The organism is Vibrio sp. CCB-PB317, from assembly GCF_022808245.1.
Taxonomy (GTDB): Bacteria; Pseudomonadota; Gammaproteobacteria; order Enterobacterales; family Vibrionaceae; genus Vibrio; species Vibrio diabolicus.
Map to the genome: position 1 here is coordinate 21006 of NZ_JALGNU010000003.1, position 18295 is coordinate 39300.

Below are 18295 nucleotides of genomic sequence, written 5' to 3' on the forward strand. Positions count from 1 at the left end.
CTGATCAGATATGCGCAAATTAGTTGTAGGAATAACGATTGCTTCTTTAATGGGATGTTCAATGGGTCACCGTGACCCAGTGGAAGTCAAAGAAGCGCTCAATGAATCTATCAATCAAGCGAACAGCCGCACGTTAGAAGAAATTCCTTCTTCTGTCGAAGCGGACCTGATGCCTAACTTAGACTCGAATGTTGCTTCAGAGCAAGGCACCTCGAAGCGTTTCCGTATTCAAGCGAATGCGGTCGATGCACGAAGCTTTTTTGCCTCTCTAGTCAAAGGCACTGAGTACAGCGTGGCGATTCATCCAGCGGTACAAGGTAATATCACCGTCAACTTGTCAGATGTTACGTTGGATGAAGTCCTGAGCGTTGTACAGAACATGTATGGCTATGATGTGGTGAAGTCTGGCAAAGTTATTCAAATCTACCCTGCTGGTATGCGTACGGTAACCATTCCTGTTGATTACCTCCAGTTCAAACGCTCTGGTCGATCATTGACGAGCATTGTCACGGGCTCAGTGACCTCGGCTGGTACGTCTAATTCTGGCGGTAGCTCAGACAGTTCTGACTCATCAGACTCTGACAATGGAAGTAACAGCGGCGATAGCTCGACGACTTCTACGGGCGGTACGCGCATCGAAACCATCACTGAAAGTGACTTCTGGCCGATGCTGCAGCAAGCCGTTGCGAATCTAATTGGTTCAGGCAAAGGACAAAGTGTTGTCGTAACACCACAAGCAGGCGTGATTACGGTTCGAGCGTTTCCAGATGATATTCGAGAAGTCCGTGAGTTCTTAGGTGTATCGCAGGAGCGCATGCAGCGTCAGGTCATTCTTGAAGCTAAAATTCTAGAAGTGACGTTGAATGATGGCTACCAACAAGGCATCAACTGGTCGAACTTATCGGCGTCAATTGGTAACTCGGGTAGTGTCGTCGTGAACCGTCCAGCGTCGGCATTACCACCGTTGGATGCGATTGGCACGCTATTGGGCGGCCAAACCAACGTGACTATCTCTGATGGCAACTTCAATGCTGTGTTGAGTTTTATGTCTACGCAAGGTGACTTGAACGTTCTTTCGAGCCCTCGTATTACCGCAGCCAACAACCAAAAGTCGGTCATCAAAGTGGGTACCGATGAGTATTTTGTTACCGAGTTATCGAGCAATGCAGGCAACGGTGAAAACTCAAATGCCGTTCCAGAAGTGGAATTGACACCATTCTTCTCAGGTATCTCTCTCGATGTGACTCCGCAAATTGATAACAAAGGCAATGTGTTCCTGCATGTTCACCCTGCGGTTATTGAAGTCTCGGAAGAAGTGAAGAAATTGAACTTGGGCGGTGAGTTCCAAAACATCCAATTGCCATTGGCAAAAAGCTCTATTCGTGAATCTGACTCGGTTATTCGTGCTAAAGATGGCGATGTTGTGGTTATCGGCGGTTTGATGAAACAGCAAAATCGTGAGCTTGTTTCTAAAGTCCCATTCTTAGGCGATGTGCCCGCATTGGGGCATTTGTTCCGCAACGTAAATAACGTGACTGAGAAAACAGAATTGGTCATCTTGCTAAAACCGACCGTAGTTGGTGTGAACTCTTGGCAGAAAGAGCTAGAGCGCTCTCGTGATCTGCTGCAAGAGTGGTTCCCAGATGCGCAATAAGCGCGGGGAAAGGTTCCGTTTTTCAATGAGTTTGTGATTCGAGTATGTACTTGTCACATTTTGGATTTCGAGTTCAGCCTTTTTCGTTAACCCCAAACACAGAAATGTTCTTGGGGTTAGTCCCTCACTATGAGGCGATCCAAACCATTTTAGCCGCTGTGCAAATGGGAGAAGGAGTGATTAAGGTGACGGGAGAAGTTGGCACCGGAAAAACCATGGTGTGTCGTAAGTTAATTGAGCAGATTGAATCTGAAGTCGAGCTGATTTACTTACCCAATCCAGTTTTGAATGGAGAGCAGTTGCAGTTTGCTGTCGCCAGAGAATTAGGCATCGAGAACGATGACCCGCTACGTATTGTTTCTCTCATTCAAGAACACCTGATTCAAGTGCATTCTGCGGGAAAGAAAACCGTCTTGATCGTCGATGAAGCGCAAGCTCTTTCTCCACAAGCTTTAGAAACATTGCGTCTGTTCGGTAACCTAGAAACGGAACAAGATAAACTCATTCAACTGGTATTATTCGGACAACCTGAGTTGGATGAGCGGTTAGCCAGCCACGAGCTAAGGCAGTTTCGTCAACGTATTACGTTTAGTTGTCAGCTGCGTCCTCTTTCTATCGATGAAGGCGTGGCTTACATCAATAATCGTTTAGACAAGGCAGGCAATGGAGCGCACATTTTTTCTATTGAGCAGAAAAAAGCGATTTGGCGTTCATCCATGGGGATTCCACGTTTGATCAACCAAATTAGCCACAAGTCGTTGCTTGCGGCATTTAATGATCGTTGCACACTATTAAAAAATCATCACGTTTACGCAGCTATGCACGATACGTTTGATGCCCGTAAACCTAAGTTTAAAACACCCGTATTTTGGGGATGGAGTCAACCTTGAGTGCCATCAATAAAGCATTATCAGAACTCGCTGAAAAAACATCACCGTCAGAGCTTACTCGTGCGGACATTCCCAACGTTTCACGCAGTAAACCTTGGCTTTGGCTCGTTGCCGGTTTCTCGTTAAGCCTTGCGGTGGGCGGCTGGGCGGTCTCTCGCGGTCCTATCCCGTCAGGCGAGCTTTCACCTGCTCAAACAGAAACCATGTCATCGTCGTCAGTGAATGCTTCGTCAATCACATCATCAGAGCGTACTTATTCGCCAACGAGTAAAATGACGCCCGAGACAGCCCATGTGGTTTACACGAAGCCAGTGACACAACCGGCAGCTCAACAGCTTCATATGCCAGAGACTGATAGGTTCACGCCAAGAGCGGAGGTAAATACGGCCTCTGAAGATGCATTGCTACTCGCGCAAGTGGCAACGATGCCAAGCGATGAGCAATCTAATCACGTAACCCGCACGACAGCAGAAAACAGTTCAATGCATATTGAGCAGGTTGAGCTGACGCACCGCCAGTTATCTCTTAAAGCGGTTAGCCGAGCGGAAAAAGCACTGGATGCTAATGATATGCAAACGGCGTTGTCCGCTTACGCTGAGGCGTTACGTTATGAGCCAATGAATGCAGACACGCGTCAAAAATTATCGGCGTTGTACTTTGGCAAAGGCGACACGCGTAAAGCGTATGAGATTATCCAAGAAGGCATCAACCTTGACACGAACAACCAAGTACTTCGCTTGGCCTTGTCTAAGTTGTTAGTGAAAGCCAATCAACCTGAAGCGGCGCTGAGTCCGCTTGTGCATTTGCCTCCAAGACCAAGTCGAGATTACTTGGCGATGCGTGCGGCATTGGCACAAAAACACAAGCAGAATGATATTGCGCTTGAGAGTTATCAACTCCTTACTCAGCGTGAGCCGGAAAATGCGCGCTGGTGGCTAGGTTTAGCGATTCAACAAGAGCGCGCTCTGACGTTTACCGCCGCGATCAACTCTTACAACCAAGCTCTGGGTAAAGTTGGCATTTCGAATCAATCGCAAGCGTTTATTCGTGACCGTTTGAGCATCTTGAAACAGCTGGAGAATGCACAATGAAAATTCAGTTGAGAAAACGCTTAGGCGATCTTCTGGTTGAAGAAGGCATCGTCTCTGAAGAACAAATCCAGCAAGCACTAAACGCACAACGTAGTACCGGGCAGAAGCTAGGCGATGCGTTAATTGATCTCGGCTTTATTACTGAGAAGCAAATGTTGGACTTCTTGTCCCAACAACTTGGTTTGCCATTGATCGATCTTGGTCGTGCCCCTGTGGATGCGGAAGCGGTACAGATTCTACCTGAGGTACACGCACGTCGCTTACGTGCGATGGTCGTTGCTCGAAATGGGGACACGTTGCGCGTTGCTATGAGTGACCCTGCAGATTTGTTCATCCAAGAGTCACTGATGAATTTGCTAGGTGAATACAACCTTGAGTTCATTGTGGCTTCAGAGCGCCAACTCATTTCAAGCTTTGACCGCTATTATCGCCGCACTAAAGAGATCGCTTCTTTCGCGGAACAGTTGCATGAAGAGCATAAAGACGAGCAAAGCTTCGATTACGGTATTGATGGAACCGACAGTGAGGAAGTTACCGTTGTAAAGCTGGTTAATTCCATGTTTGAAGATGCGGTACAAGTCGGGGCATCGGATATTCATATTGAGCCAGACGATCAGATATTGCGCTTACGTCAGCGTATTGATGGTGTACTGCATGAAACCATCCTGAATGAAGTGAATATCGCATCGGCTTTGGTTCTTCGATTGAAGTTGATGGCGCACCTAGACATCTCTGAGAAGCGCTTGCCACAAGATGGCCGATTCAATATCAAAGTGCGTGGTCAATCAATCGATATTCGTATGTCGACGCTACCAACGCAATACGGGGAGTCCGTGGTAATGCGTCTGCTTAACCAGTCTGCTGGTTTGCGTCCATTAGAAGAGTCAGGTTTGCCGCCAGATTTGCTTGCTCGTTTACGTCGACAGTTGGCTCGTCCGCACGGCATGATCTTGGTGACGGGGCCGACAGGTTCAGGTAAAACCACCACGCTTTACGGCGCATTAAGTGAGCTCAACGAACCTGGGAAAAAGATCATTACAGCAGAGGACCCGGTTGAATATCGCCTGCCTCGCATCACTCAGGTACAGGTAAACAGTAAGATCGATCTGACTTTCTCGCGTGTGCTTCGAACCTTCTTGCGTCAAGACCCAGACATCATTCTTGTTGGTGAGATGCGTGACCAAGAGACGGTAGAAATTGGTCTACGAGCTGCACTAACGGGTCACTTAGTATTGAGCACTCTTCACACCAATGATGCTGTCGACAGTGCGTTACGCATGATCGATATGGGCGCACCGGGTTACTTGGTTGCTAGTGCGGTCAGAGCTGTGGTGGCGCAGCGTCTTGTTCGCCGTGTTTGTCCAGATTGCAAAACAGAAGACCATCTAGACGATTCACGCCAACAGTGGTTAGCTGGGCGTTTTCCAAACCAAGTGGGCACCACTTTTTATAAAGGTGCAGGCTGTCAAAACTGTAACTTGACTGGCTATCGAGGCCGAATCGGTGTGTTTGAAATGCTCGAACTGGAGCAAGAAATGATGGATAAACTGCGCGCCAACGATGCGGTCGGTTTTGCCCAAGCCGCGCGTCGCTCAGAAAACTATAAGCCACTGCTTGCTTCTGCAATGGAACTGGCGCTACAAGGCACCGTCAGTTTGGATGAAGTGATGACCCTAGGTGAGGGTGACGCTTCTGGTAAGACTGATCCCATTTTCATATAGGTAAGTGAATGCCAACTTTTCGTTATCAAGGTCGTACTTTAGACGGCTCATCCACTAACGGCAAAATCGAGGCAGTGAACTCAGAAGCTGCAGCGGAAGCGTTGATGAATAAAGGGATCATCCCGCTCAATGTGCGGTTAGAGAAAGAGTCGGCAAAAAGCCAAGTGAGCTTGTCTAAGCTATTTGTGCCAGCCATTCCATTGGAAGTGATCATTCTTTTCTCTCGCCAGTTGTTTAGCTTAACTAAAGCGGGCGTACCGTTGCTGCGTTCTATGCGTGGCCTGCTGCAAAATTGTGAAAACAAACAGCTCAAAGAGGCACTGGAAGATGTCGTTTCTGAACTGAGTAATGGCCGAGGTTTGTCTTCTGCGATGCAGCAACACAGCAAAGTATTCAGCCCACTGTTCGTTTCTATGATCAATGTCGGTGAGAATACGGGTCGACTCGACCAAGCGCTATTGCAACTGGCAAATTACTACGAGCAGGAACTCGAGACTCGCAAACGCATCAAAGCGGCGATGCGTTATCCGACGTTTGTGATTATCTTTATTACCATCGCCATGTTTATATTGAACATCTTGGTGATCCCTGAGTTTGCATCGATGTTTACGCGCTTTGGTGTTGAGTTACCACTGCCGACGCGTATTTTGATCGCTACTTCTAATTTCTTTGTTAATTATTGGGTGTTGTTGATTGTGGCAATGATTGGCGCGTTTGCGGTTTTTAGAGCCTGGGTGGCGACGGCTGATGGTCGGGAAAAGTTCGATAAGTTTCGGCTTCGGCTTCCAATTGTGGGCGATATCGTTAATCGCGCGCAGCTTTCCCGTTTTGCTAGAACCTTCTCGTTGATGCTGAAATCAGGCGTTCCACTTAACCAGTCTTTAGCTTTAGCCGGGGAAGCCCTGGGGAACCGCTTTTTAGAAAATCGAATTCTTGAGATGAAATCCGCGATTGAAGCGGGTAGCACCATCTCAGTGACTGCCATCAACAGTAAAATCTTTACCCCTTTGGTGATTCAGATGATTGCAGTGGGGGAAGAAACCGGTCGTATTGATGAGCTGCTGCTAGAAGTGTCGGATTTTTACGATAGAGAAGTTGATTACGATCTAAAAACACTAACCGCAAGAATAGAACCGCTACTTTTGGTGATTGTCGCCGGCATGGTCATGGTGCTAGCACTGGGTATCTTCCTGCCAATGTGGGGAATGCTAGACATCATCAAAGGCGGCTAATCGGTGGTTGAAAATCAAAGTCGAGCGACGCTAATCGTTTTTGGGGTAATTGCTACCATCATTGCTGTTGGCTTGGCGGTCAAATTACGTCCTGTTACCGAGCAGGCGCAAGTGACCGGAGCGAAGTTGGCGAGAGTTTGGATGCAAGATAGTGTTCAGCGTTATCGTCAAGCTTGGTTAGTACAAGGCGAGCCAAAACATATGCTGATGGATGGTTTTAATCTCACCATGACTGAGGGCGGGCTAGTGTCTCCCTTTACTCAACAAGGTGTTTTAGATTGTGGTTATTGGCTAGCAGTGCATTATCCACAACGTAAAATAATGACTAATAAGTTAATAGATATCAGTGGAGCCATCAAAACTGATCGTTATGTCTGTCAGTATACTTATGAAAATGGTCAGTCGATTGTAGTTATTTCAACAGCTAATCAACTGAAAATAGACGTCGAAATGTCGGCGGAGTGAATTTTTTGACACCTAATCACTATAATTGGTATTGAAAGTCGGTATAATGCAATCATTACCATAAGTAAGACGCTGTAATAAAGGGTAAACAATAATGTGTTTTTCTCATTGCAGCATGAACTGAATAATGGCGAATCGTCATTCTGCTCAAGCGGTAGATACAGTATCCACTTCACGGTCAGTTTTAGTGAACGTTGCTGCCCCAAACCGTTTTGACAATATCCAAAATGGTCGCGTGACCTAAACGAAACTTTGCAGTTGTACTGCATGCTTACATAGAGAGAGTAAACAATGAAAAGACAAGGTGGTTTCACCCTTATCGAATTGGTAGTGGTAATTGTAATCCTAGGTATTCTAGCGGTAACTGCAGCACCACGCTTCCTTAACCTACAAGATGATGCTCGAGCTTCTGCACTTCAAGGTCTGAAAGGCGCGATTGATGGGGCTTCAGGCATTGTATATGGTAAGGCAGCAATCAAGAGCCAAGAAACTGGTGAAAATGGAGCGATTAGTGTTGCTGGCTCAACTTTACAGCTGGATTATGGTTACCCTGAAGCAACTACAGAGGCTCTTAAGCTAGCGGTCGATGGTATTGATTCTGGAGACTGGGAGCTTATTGCAGACAATAGCGATAAAGATCCTGCAAACATGGTATACGGCATTAAAGGCTACAGTAAGAGCTGTGTTAGATACACTGCTGCTACAGGTGATAACACCCCAGCGAAAACTGAGATTGTTGCTAGTTCTGCAGTATGTACTAAGTAATACATTGATAAAGGCCAGCTAGTCTGGCCTTTAATCTCTCTACTTTGGTTAATTTCGGAATAGTTCATATGCGTAAATCATCGGGTCTTAGTGCAATAGAGTTTGTAGTTGTGCTGATTATCTTAGGTGTGATCGGTTATGTGGTATTACCAAGATTTATCAGCTTTGAGCCAGAAACTTACGAAGCGAAGTGGGAGCAAACTAAGCAGACCGCAGAGCACGTTTCTGAGACGCTAAGCAACAAAGAAACTTACGATCGAATTGAAGAAGAGATCGATAGATCGAAAAACTAACCTAGAGCAATCTTGTTTGCTACGTAAAAGAAGTGTGATTTTAGTCCAAAATTACCATGCTTTTTTGCTTATAATTTAATCGCTTGTTGTAAGCCGAAGGTTCCTAAGTATGAAGTCGCGCTCAACGATATCAGGTTTTACTCTCATTGAGCTGATCATGGTAATCGTCATCCTTTCAATATTATCGCTTTACGCGTCCAGTCGATTTATGCGCACTGGAATTTCTGCCGCAGCAATTCAAGATCAAGTCATTTCTGTTGTTCGCCAAGTCCAGGTGAATCGCATGCAATCAAATGTCAGTAGTGCGGTAGGAAATAACGATTTTATTCTATCCATAGCAACCAATTGTATCGGTTCAAAAGCCTCTTGCTCATCTCAGTCCAGTAGTCGTAGTGATTGGGTCGAAGACAGCAGTGTTACTTTTTCTCCTGTTCAAGAGGTTAAATTTGATCTTCTAGGAAATCCGACCCCTTCTTCGGTCACTATCTCTATTAGCGAAAACAATAGCTCTCAAACTTGTACGGTCACAATTAATGAGCAAGGCTACGTAAGTAAAGGTGGCTGTTCATGACGATGAAATGCAAAAAAACGCTTCGAGGAATGACGCTTATTGAGATGATTATTGCGATCGTCTTGATGGGAATCGCAATGGTGATGTTTTCGACAGCATTGATACCACAAATTAAAGATGCTTCCACCTCCCATTATCAAAGTCGAGCCATTGCTTTAGGGCATAGTATGATGTCGCAAATTTTGGCCCGTAATTTTGACCATTATTATGATGACAATGGTGGCATGCTCCGCTGCGGCGAAAGCGGGGCAGACGCTTGCTCACCTCTTGGAAGAGATGGAGAGACTTCGCCCTCTGCTTTTAATGACGTTGATGACTATATTGGTTGTTGGTACACCGAAAATACTCAGAATAGTTGTCCGTCAGGGATCGAAAAATACCAACTCTCAGATGTTGTCGGTAATGGTGCAGACAGTAGTTATGTCAATTTTCGTGTAGAGGTTGCGGTAGAAACGACAGAGCTCGAAGGAAGTGTTCCTAAAATGAAGCAAGTGAAACTAGATATATTTGCTGGTTCCGCGTTAGCGATTTCATTGGTTGGTTACAGAGGTAATTATTAATGAGTCAAAGAGGCTTCACTCTCATAGAGCTCGTGCTGACCATTGTTATTGGTAGCATCATCATGCTGGGGATTGCAGGTTATGTTCAAGTTGGGATGAAAGGGTATGTTGATGCGAGTTCAAGACAAAGAATTCAGACCCAAGCTCAATTTGTGCTAGAAAAAATGGCGCGTGAAATTAGACACGCCGTTCCCAATAGTTTTGCAATGACAAACACGGTTGACGAATCCTGCCTGTCGTTTGTTCCAACTTTAAATTCCGGTTATTACTTTCAAGAACCAACCAGCAACGATCTGCTTTTTATCACTGGGGAAAATGTTCCAGGAAATACATTAAAAGCTTCCGAGGAGATACGCTTTGTCATTAACCCTACACGCTATGACGATTTGATATCAGGCGCTGTGAGTAATCACTTAATTAATAGTGACCTTTCTTTAAATGGTAATGATGTCAATGGTAATGCCGACTTTTATCGTTATAGCTTAACGACGCCTTTACCTAGTGACTCGATCGCTCATCGTATTTATCTATATCAGTTAGCAACCAAAGTTGAATACTGCATTGTCAAAGCCGGGGCTCATACTAATCGCTTAACTCGCAATGGCACTGTTGTTGAAAATATCGTGGCAGATGAAAGTCAATTTAACTACACGAATGTGAGTTTACAGACTGGTGGGATTGTTTATCTCAAATTTGCTTTTGAACAAAATGGTGAAGTTAGTACCTACCAACAAGATGTGCAGGTGTTAAATGTCCCATAAACAGAAAAACAGTGGAAATGTACTCATTGTATGCCTGTTCGTGATTATTGTGATGGGGTATCTAGGAGCAACGCTTACAAAGACTAACTGGTCCAATCAAAACTCAATGACTCGTGAGTTTTTAGGGACACAAGCATGGTTTTACGCTCAATCTTCAACAGAGTGGGCACTCACTGAAATATACCCACTTAACAATGAAAACCCAGATGTGGGAAGCAATTGCAGCAATAAAGTCAATGGTAAAGCGCCAAGCTCAGAGAGCATTGATTACGGAAGCTGCCGATTAGTTTCGCTTGTGTGTGACGGGGGCGATAAAAAGTTGGATAGTCAAACATTCTATCGTATCGAAGCTGCTGTCCAGTGTGGTTCTGGATTGAGCTTGGTTGAACGCAGACAAGAGATTTGGATTAAGGATTAAAATAATGAGAAAAATACTATTTGCCTTAGCTTTGTTGTCTTCAAGTAGTTTGTCTTTTGCGGATGAATGGGAGGATACGGAGACCTGCCCCATTAAAATGGACGCCCCATTTTTTGTAGAAGCTAATTATTATGACGATGATGAATTAAATGATTCTATTGGCCGTTTTTTCCGAGGCAATGAAATTGAAGATGAAGTGATTTATCTCAAAAAACAAGGTCAAGGCAACGTTTCCTTATACCCACTATGGTCTGCTGACGATGATGTTGACGGAATATTTAACGAACATTCGCTTCTCAACAGAACGCTATACTCTATTCGTTTGGAATACAGCAACGTAAGAAAGCAAGGCAATAGTTATACTGGGGATTTGAACTACTACCTACGTTTTTCTAGTGGTTCATTGATACGTCAAGAAACTGTATTCGATAATGTTTTCTCTAAAATGTCGAATAGTGCTGATGTTTTGATTGAGAAAGGCGAAGAGCTCAAAACTCTGCGATGTGGTGAACTTGAGGGACCAAATCCTCCTCCAGAACCAGATTTAATTGTACCAAATGATGTTTGTGAGCTATTTCCTGAACCTATTCAGGGTTGGCAAAATGAAGACAGCAAACTCATGGTTAGTAATAGTCAAGTAAGAGTATTGGGTTGGTCTAATGAATACACCCTAGCTAATACTATTAATGATAAAAAAGATCTATTTTACTACCGTGATGGTATGAACCAACCGAGTCAAAATCAGTATATTCAGATGGGGTTTGATAATGCGTCTCAGAGTGATGCTATCGATAGGCTATACAAAAATCCTATATGTGCTGATGCCACAGGGTGTGATATCGGTGATAAAACAAGCATTGCTGAACTTAATGCAAGAAAAGCACAACAGCCTAATATACTCGATACGGCTTTTTCGGCAACGAAAGAGTTAACCATTAGTACAAATCGCAATGAGTCCTCCTATTATGGTAATGTCTGTAGTAACAGCTCTAGTGTTTGTAGTTTTTATGATACTGGAGAGACTATTTCCATTCTTTTAAATGAAGACTTAAAAACTCTTCATTTAAAAGACAATAATACGAGTAAGGCTGTTGAGTTAAAGATCAATGCGAAGCGTAAAATTGAAAATATTGATTATGATTCAGCAGGAGATTTTTCTATTTATCTCGCTGATGATGCAGAACTTACTGTCAAAACCTTCCATAACACTGGACAGAAGCCAAAACTAATTTTTGGCAGTAATGTTACCGTTAATGTAGTGGGTACAGATCAACCTACTGGCTCTTATTACAATACAAGTGCCGACTTTGCACTAGAAGGTGCATATTTCGAATATAGAACTGCAAGTAGTGAACTAGTTCTACCAACTATTTACGGTCCACAAGCTAGTTTTCACTTTAAGACAGCGTCAGGAGAAGTTTTTAAAGGGTTTATTTTAGCCAAGAGCATTCTGTTAGATACCAGTGAGAAAATTTATGGTGCGATTACTAGCTTATGGTTAGATATGCGTGGCTCAACAAAAATTGAGAAACCAAAATACCCAGAATCATGTTGGGTTCCACCAGAGCCTCAGCAGTGTACTTATCTACCCAAAGAGACGTTTGACAATGGCAGCGTACTAACCAACTGGTCTGTTATGGGGTTTGGTGACAGTGTTGACCCAAAAATTCACGGTGGCAAGTTCCGTCTGAATGATGATAGAACGCGTCAAGCTACAGCATCTGCTTATAACTACATTTTCCCTTCGGATCAAAACTATCTTGAAATCGAGTTTGATCATTATGCATACGGTAGTAATCGTGGTGGCGGTGATGGCATTGCTTTAGTTATCTCTGATGCTAACGTACCGCCTAAAACGGGTGCTTTTGGAGGCCCTCTTGGCTATGGGATGAAACTAAAGAAAAACCATGGTGGTGAGGTTAGTAGTGATGTTGAAGGGTTTGCTGGTGGTTGGCTGGGTATAGGCATTGATGAGTACGGCAATTTCTATCGCGAAGGTGGAGAAACTATCCCAAATCGAAATGGTAGACCAGATAGTGTAGGTATTCGTGGGTCGGGTGCTCAAGATAACCAAGGAAAATGGCTAAAAGGATACGCATATGTTGATGGTACGCAGTTTTCGAGTTCCATCGACAACCATCACGATTTACATCGCTATAAGATCACTCTGAATTCAAGAGATGGTCAGCATATGATGTTGAAAGTTGAAAGAAGTATTGATGGTGGAGAATGGAATACTGTTATTTCAGATTTTGATGTGCGAACAGAAGGGCACTTTAGCCAAGCTCCAACAAACTTCCGTTTGTCAGTAACGGCATCAACAGGTGCTGCAACGAACTTTCATGAAGTGGATAACTTCCAAGTCTGTGCGGACAAGTACTCGCGATTAACAGATGGTATTCATCATTTCGAGTTTGACTACTCTGGCTCGGGCAGTACGTGTCAGGCTTCTGATGTGACACTTAGAGCTTGTATGAATGAAAGTTGTTCTGAGCAATATCCTAGAGATGCATACGATGATGGCAGCTTAACGCCTCTCTCTGTCACTTTACTTCCATCTGTTGGCAATAATGTTGCCAACTGGGTTGGCGGTACAAATGTACAGTTTGAGAATGAAACTCAGCTTGAGCTGCAAGGTTCAAGAGCTGGCGATGTTACTTTAGGTATCGACCAAAGTTCCGTACCACAGTTTGGCTTTGAAGGGGCGCGATGTCGAATTAATGGCGGTCCACTATCTGCTAACAACTGTAATGTAACCTTCGCTTCAAATGTGCTCGCGGTGAATGTTAATGATGTAGTTGCTAGTCGCGAAACTACGGGTGAGGATTACCTATCGTTTTGCTCAACTCGAACAGAAGACGGCGGTGAATCTCGCGGTGTTAATATGTCGATTGATTATGAAGTGGCACCGGTCGATAGCTCTCAACCTGTCGTGATTTCTTACAAGAAAAAAGTGAAAGATCAGGCTGTGGAATGGAGTTCAGATGTCGAGCTAACCAAGGCTAATAAATACCTGCCTAATGTTTATTTTGATGGTGAAGGCAAGGCATTCTTTAAGTTGAGATACGCTGAAGCTGGAAAGGTCAAACTTAAAGCCAGTGTTGAAGGTGTTGATGACTCGGATGGATTCGGCAGCTTCGTTAGTTTTCCTTCAAAACTGAAAGTGACTGCAAAGAGTGGTGATAAGAGCGGAGAGTGCACCAACAGTGAAAATGGCTGTTCTTCGGGGTTTGTTGCTGCTGGTGAAGTTTTTGAACTAACTATTTCTGCGCTGCAGGATGACGGTTCAGTTGCTGAGAACTATCAAGAGAAGACTATTACGGTTAGTAATAAAGTGAAGTACCCGTCTAATGGTTCATTAGCCAAACTTCTGAATGAGAGATTACCAGAATCAAGTAAATGGTCTGGCGGTAATGTGAAGTTTGACCAATCGGTTTCAGAAGTCGGTGTTTTCGAGCTTATTGCTGAGGCACCAGTTGCTAAAGATGAAAATGGCGATGATATTGGGACATCTCTGTATCTTGGCAGCAAAGCTTTTAAAATTGCAGATGGCAAGTCAACAATTGGTCGCTTCTATCCTGATTATTTTAAAGTAACAGGAACCGAGTGGACTTATCCTGATAATCAGAATGACTCTGTTTATATGGGGCAAAACTTTGCGTCAGTTAAGTTTGAAGTCACCGCATATAACGCTGATGGGTATGCTACGCAGAACTATGGTAGTTTTGCCGATTCTTTGAAAGCAGACTTGTATTTAGCTGGAAGCTTTTCTGACCGACTGAGTATCTTGGACTCTGATCTAACGAGTAAAAACTGGTCTGGTGCGATTTGGAGTAAAACCTGGGTTAATTCTGTTGATTGGAGCAAAGCTGCTAATTTAGATGGTCCATTTAACTCCAAAGTATCAACAGATAGTTCTACTGAGTCATCAATTGCGTTGTCTCTTAATAAGACAGCGAGTACGAAGACAGCACATATTGACCCAACTCTATTTCTGACAGAAGGTAATGATGGCAAACAATCTCGTACCGTAGAGCAACAACTGTTATCTCAACCTGATGTTAGGTATGGGCGTATGGTTTTAGATGATATTGGCGGAAGACAAGGGGATACACTCAGCATTCCTCTTAAAGTTGAGTACTGGAATAAGAACCGATTTGTTGTCAATTCTGAGGACAACCGAACGGCCGTTTCTGCTGTAGAACAAGGCGATGATAAACTGATTTGGAGCAGTCCAGATGGTGTTACTGCCTGTGATATCAATATTCAAGTTCTTGATTCAGCAGACAGTGAAACATCCAGTGCTAAAGTTACCGGGGGCATATTACCAAATGCAAATAGAGAGCGTTTAACCGCTGTACAAGGTTGTGATAATGAAGTTCGACAGCAATCACAAGTTTGGTTAGATCTTGATGACTCTGAAAATGGCTTACCTTGGCTCAAGTACAACTGGGATAATAAGAAAGCTGGTGAAGAAAACCCATCTTCTGTCGTCACCTTCGGTATTCACCGTGGTAATGACCGTGTGATTTACCGTGGTGAGCCTGGGTTAACCGGACAGTAACAACTTAGGTTTTTGCCCTTAAGTTAGGAAACTGCAAGAAATTGAGGCTTTCTGCTCATGTTTGTGTACCAATACCTTGCTGTGACAGCGAGGCATTGGTACATTTAGAGCAATTTTTGTCTTCTATATTTTTGCAGGATGAGCGAAGAGTATGTTTAAGAAACTTCGTGGCATGTTTTCTAACGATCTATCTATCGATTTAGGTACAGCCAACACTCTAATTTATGTAAAAGGGCAAGGTATTGTCCTTGATGAACCTTCTGTAGTTGCTATTCGTCAAGATCGTGTAGGTTCTGCAAAAAGCGTTGCTGCAGTCGGTCACGCAGCAAAACAGATGCTTGGTCGTACACCTGGCAACATTTCCGCTATCCGCCCAATGAAAGACGGCGTAATCGCTGATTTCTACGTAACCGAAAAAATGCTTCAGCACTTTATCAAACAAGTGCATGACAACAGCATCCTAAAGCCAAGCCCACGTGTTCTTGTTTGTGTTCCTTGCGGTTCTACCCAAGTTGAGCGCCGCGCAATTCGTGAATCAGCACTCGGTGCTGGTGCGCGTGAAGTTTACTTAATCGACGAGCCAATGGCGGCGGCAATTGGTGCTGGTCTGCGCGTGTCTGAGCCGACAGGTTCAATGGTGGTTGATATCGGTGGTGGTACAACTGAAGTTGCGGTTATCTCTCTAAACGGTGTGGTTTACTCATCGTCTGTACGTATCGGTGGTGATCGCTTTGATGAAGCCGTGATCAACTACGTACGTCGTAACTACGGCAGCTTAATTGGTGAAGCAACGGCTGAAAAGATCAAACACGAAATCGGCTCTGCTTACCCTGGCGATGAAGTTCAAGAGATTGAAGTTCGCGGTCGTAACCTTGCAGAGGGTGTGCCACGCAGCTTTAGCTTGAACTCAAACGAGATCCTAGAAGCGCTTCAAGAGCCGCTATCTGGCATCGTCTCGGCAGTCATGGTTGCACTAGAGCAGTGTCCACCAGAGCTTGCTTCAGACATTTCTGAAAACGGCATGGTTCTGACTGGTGGTGGCGCGCTACTGAAAGATCTCGATCGTCTATTAATGGAAGAAACCGGTATCCCTGTGGTTATCGCGGAAGATCCACTAACGTGTGTTGCGCGTGGTGGCGGTAAAGCACTAGAAATGATCGATATGCACGGTGGCGATCTGTTCTCTGAAGAATAAAGGTTTAGGTGAAGCTCATGTCGGGCTTCACCTTCATTTCTGCTCTCTCTGTAATTCAAACATGCTCCATACCTAAAAGTATTTATTTAAGTATTTTTAGGTTGCCAAGTAAGGCTCAATAATCATGGAAGCAATCAGGTCAAAAACAAGATGAAACCGATTTTTGGCAGAGGTCCGTCTCTGCAATTACGTCTGTTTTTTGCTGTCATCGTGTCGGCGAGCTTAATGCTGGCTGATAGTCGTCTAGATACGTTTTCCAACGTCCGATACTTATTGAACAGTATGGTTGCGCCCATTCAATACGCAGCCAATTTGCCTCGCAGCATGTTCGATGGCGTATTTGAACGTTTTAATACTCGTCAGGCATTAGTTGAAGGCAATCGCAACTTAAAGCGAGAAGTGCTACGCCTGAAAAGCGAGCTGATCTTGCTCGATCAGTATAAAGAAGAAAACCAACGTCTACGCAAATTGTTAGGCTCTTCATTTGTCCGGGATGAAAAGAAAGTCGTAACTGAAGTGATGGCGGTTGATACTTCACCTTATCGTCATCAAGTGGTGATTGATAAAGGACAAATAGACGGTGTGTACGTCGGACAGCCAGTGATCAACGAAAAAGGCATTGTTGGTCAGGTCACGTTTGTCGCAGCGCACAACGCACGTGTTCTGTTGCTAACGGATGCGAAAAATGCGATTCCTGTCCAGGTGATCCGTAACGATATTCGAGTGATCGCGTCGGGCAATGGTGAAATGGATGAAATCCAACTGGAGCACATTCCAACCAGTACTGATATTCAGGTTGGCGATCTACTGGTGACATCCGGCCTAGGTGGGATTTACCCAGAAGGGTACCCAGTCGCGACGGTTACCAATGTGGATCACGATACGCGCCAAGAGTTTGCGTCAATCAAAGCTGAGCCAGTTGTAGAGTTTGATCGTTTACGTTACCTCCTGCTGATTTGGCCGAATGAAGATCGTCAACACAAAGTGCTGCGATCCAATGTGGAAGAAGGGTTAGAGCAAGAAGAACAAGAGGTAACTGATGGCCAATAATGTAATGAGTAGCCGAATGGTGATTGGTGTCAGTTTCTTCGTTGCGCTGGTATTGCAAACCATTCCGTGGCCAGGTGTGTTGGATGTTTTACGTCCATCATGGTTGTTCCTTGTCACGTGTTATTGGGTGTTGGCACTGCCGCACCGAGTGAACGTTGGAACCGCGCTAGTGCTGGGCTTATTATGGGATATTTTGATCGGCTCAACGCTTGGAATTCGCGGCATGATGATGTCGATTGTCATCTATCTGGTGGCGTTGAATTTCCTATTGATTCGTAACATGGCATTGTGGCAACAGTCGATTTTAATTGCCTTTTTTACTGCGTTATTGGAAGTTTTGATATTCTGTGGGGAATATTTGAACCAGGACGTAGTATTTAATCCATTATCTCTGTGGACGGCAGCAATAAACTGTATACTTTGGCCATGGATGTTTTTATTAATGCGACGAGTTCGTCGTGCATGGCACGTAAGGTAAAGCGGTGAAGAAAAGCTTATCTCTCGTTCTCGCTTCGGGTTCTCCGAGAAGAAAAGAGCTGCTTGCTCAACTAGGTTATGACTTTGAGATCGTATTGCCTGATATTGAGGAAGCTAAACAGGCTCATGAGCAGGCACGAGAGTACGTGCTGCGTCTTTCTTTGGAAAAAGCTCAGGCAGGCTTAGCATTAGCTAAGCCTGATTCCGTTGTATTGGGCTCTGACACGGTCGTAGTATGCGATGACCGTGTGCTAGAAAAACCAAAAAGTTTTGAAGATTCAAAGCGTATGCTTACTGACTTATCCGGTCGTCGTCATCAAGTGATGACTGCGGTGAGCGTCGTATCATCGGAACAACAACATTCAGTGGTCGTCACCACTGACGTGTGGTTCAAACAACTGACTCACGAAGAAATCGAACAATATTGGCAGTCAGGAGAGCCATGCGATAAAGCTGGAAGTTATGGTATTCAGGGACTCGGAGGGCGATTTGTCACCCGAATCGAAGGCAGTTATCACGCTGTAGTAGGCTTACCTTTGTTCGAAACCGATCAGCTAATTCAAGAATTTTTATAATTGTTTTGAGGTG

The 18295-nt window shown here is 44.5% G+C and carries 17 protein-coding genes; all 17 read left to right on the plus strand.

The genetic code is table 11. The annotated features are described in order from the left end of the window. Positions 1-10: 10 nt before the first annotated feature. The 17 genes from mshL to MTR11_RS17325 all read left to right on the plus strand — a co-directional run bounded on the left by mshL (position 11) and on the right by MTR11_RS17325 (position 18282). A complete protein-coding gene (gene mshL, locus MTR11_RS17245) occupies positions 11-1654 on the plus strand; it encodes a pilus (MSHA type) biogenesis protein MshL (RefSeq protein WP_046873589.1) in 1644 nt (547 codons plus the stop codon). A 44-nt stretch (positions 1655-1698) separates the two neighbouring features. Beyond that, positions 1699-2544, plus strand: coding sequence for an ExeA family protein (locus MTR11_RS17250; protein WP_046873590.1), 846 nt, complete (start codon positions 1699-1701; stop codon positions 2542-2544). Then, positions 2541-3635, plus strand: a complete 1095-nt coding sequence (locus tag MTR11_RS17255) for a tetratricopeptide repeat protein (RefSeq protein ID WP_243328130.1) — start codon at positions 2541-2543, stop codon at positions 3633-3635. The genes MTR11_RS17250 and MTR11_RS17255 overlap by 4 nt, the downstream gene beginning before the upstream one ends. After that, the gene (locus tag MTR11_RS17260) at positions 3632-5356 is read left to right on the plus strand and encodes a GspE/PulE family protein (protein WP_074191841.1); all 1725 of its coding nucleotides are present in this window, start codon (positions 3632-3634) and stop codon (positions 5354-5356) included. The genes MTR11_RS17255 and MTR11_RS17260 overlap by 4 nt, the downstream gene beginning before the upstream one ends. Positions 5357-5364: 8 nt before the next feature. Continuing rightward, positions 5365-6588: a type II secretion system F family protein gene (locus tag MTR11_RS17265; protein WP_047009160.1), complete on the plus strand. Its 1224-nt coding sequence runs from the start codon at positions 5365-5367 to the stop codon at positions 6586-6588. Between the two features lie 3 nt (positions 6589-6591). Then, positions 6592-7053 (plus strand): hypothetical protein, encoded by a 462-nt coding sequence (locus tag MTR11_RS17270; RefSeq protein WP_012841372.1) that lies wholly within the window; start codon positions 6592-6594, stop codon positions 7051-7053. Between the two features lie 291 nt (positions 7054-7344). Next, a complete protein-coding gene (locus MTR11_RS17275) occupies positions 7345-7818 on the plus strand; it encodes a type II secretion system protein (protein WP_115386317.1) in 474 nt (157 codons plus the stop codon). Positions 7819-7886: 68 nt separating this feature from the next. After that, complete coding sequence (locus tag MTR11_RS17280) at positions 7887-8111, plus strand: type II secretion system protein (RefSeq protein WP_012841374.1); 225 nt, start codon at positions 7887-7889, stop codon at positions 8109-8111. A gap of 109 nt (positions 8112-8220) precedes the next feature. Next, positions 8221-8682 carry a type II secretion system protein gene (locus MTR11_RS17285; RefSeq protein ID WP_025501885.1) on the plus strand — a complete coding sequence of 154 codons (462 nt, stop codon included), beginning with the start codon at positions 8221-8223 and terminating at the stop codon, positions 8680-8682. Then, positions 8679-9242: a type II secretion system protein gene (locus tag MTR11_RS17290; RefSeq protein ID WP_025501886.1), complete on the plus strand. Its 564-nt coding sequence runs from the start codon at positions 8679-8681 to the stop codon at positions 9240-9242. The genes MTR11_RS17285 and MTR11_RS17290 overlap by 4 nt, the downstream gene beginning before the upstream one ends. Beyond that, positions 9242-10003 carry a PilW family protein gene (locus tag MTR11_RS17295; protein WP_243328131.1) on the plus strand — a complete coding sequence of 254 codons (762 nt, stop codon included), beginning with the start codon at positions 9242-9244 and terminating at the stop codon, positions 10001-10003. The genes MTR11_RS17290 and MTR11_RS17295 overlap by 1 nt, the downstream gene beginning before the upstream one ends. After that, entirely contained in the window at positions 9993-10421 is a 429-nt protein-coding gene (locus MTR11_RS17300; protein ID WP_025501889.1) for an MSHA biogenesis protein MshP, read from the plus strand. Before MTR11_RS17295 ends, MTR11_RS17300 begins: the two co-directional genes overlap by 11 nt. Positions 10422-10425: 4 nt before the next feature. Continuing rightward, positions 10426-14985, plus strand: coding sequence for a DUF6701 domain-containing protein (locus tag MTR11_RS17305; RefSeq protein WP_243328132.1), 4560 nt, complete (start codon positions 10426-10428; stop codon positions 14983-14985). A gap of 151 nt (positions 14986-15136) precedes the next feature. Beyond that, a complete protein-coding gene (locus MTR11_RS17310; protein WP_005381144.1) occupies positions 15137-16180 on the plus strand; it encodes a rod shape-determining protein in 1044 nt (347 codons plus the stop codon). Positions 16181-16330: 150 nt separating this feature from the next. Then, a complete protein-coding gene (gene mreC, locus MTR11_RS17315; RefSeq protein WP_046873599.1) occupies positions 16331-17230 on the plus strand; it encodes a rod shape-determining protein MreC in 900 nt (299 codons plus the stop codon). After that, entirely contained in the window at positions 17220-17708 is a 489-nt protein-coding gene (gene mreD / locus MTR11_RS17320) for a rod shape-determining protein MreD (RefSeq protein WP_243328133.1), read from the plus strand. The genes mreC and mreD overlap by 11 nt, the downstream gene beginning before the upstream one ends. Positions 17709-17712: 4 nt before the next feature. Continuing rightward, positions 17713-18282: a Maf family protein gene (locus MTR11_RS17325; RefSeq protein WP_048626847.1), complete on the plus strand. Its 570-nt coding sequence runs from the start codon at positions 17713-17715 to the stop codon at positions 18280-18282. The last annotated feature ends 13 nt before the right edge of the window (positions 18283-18295 follow it).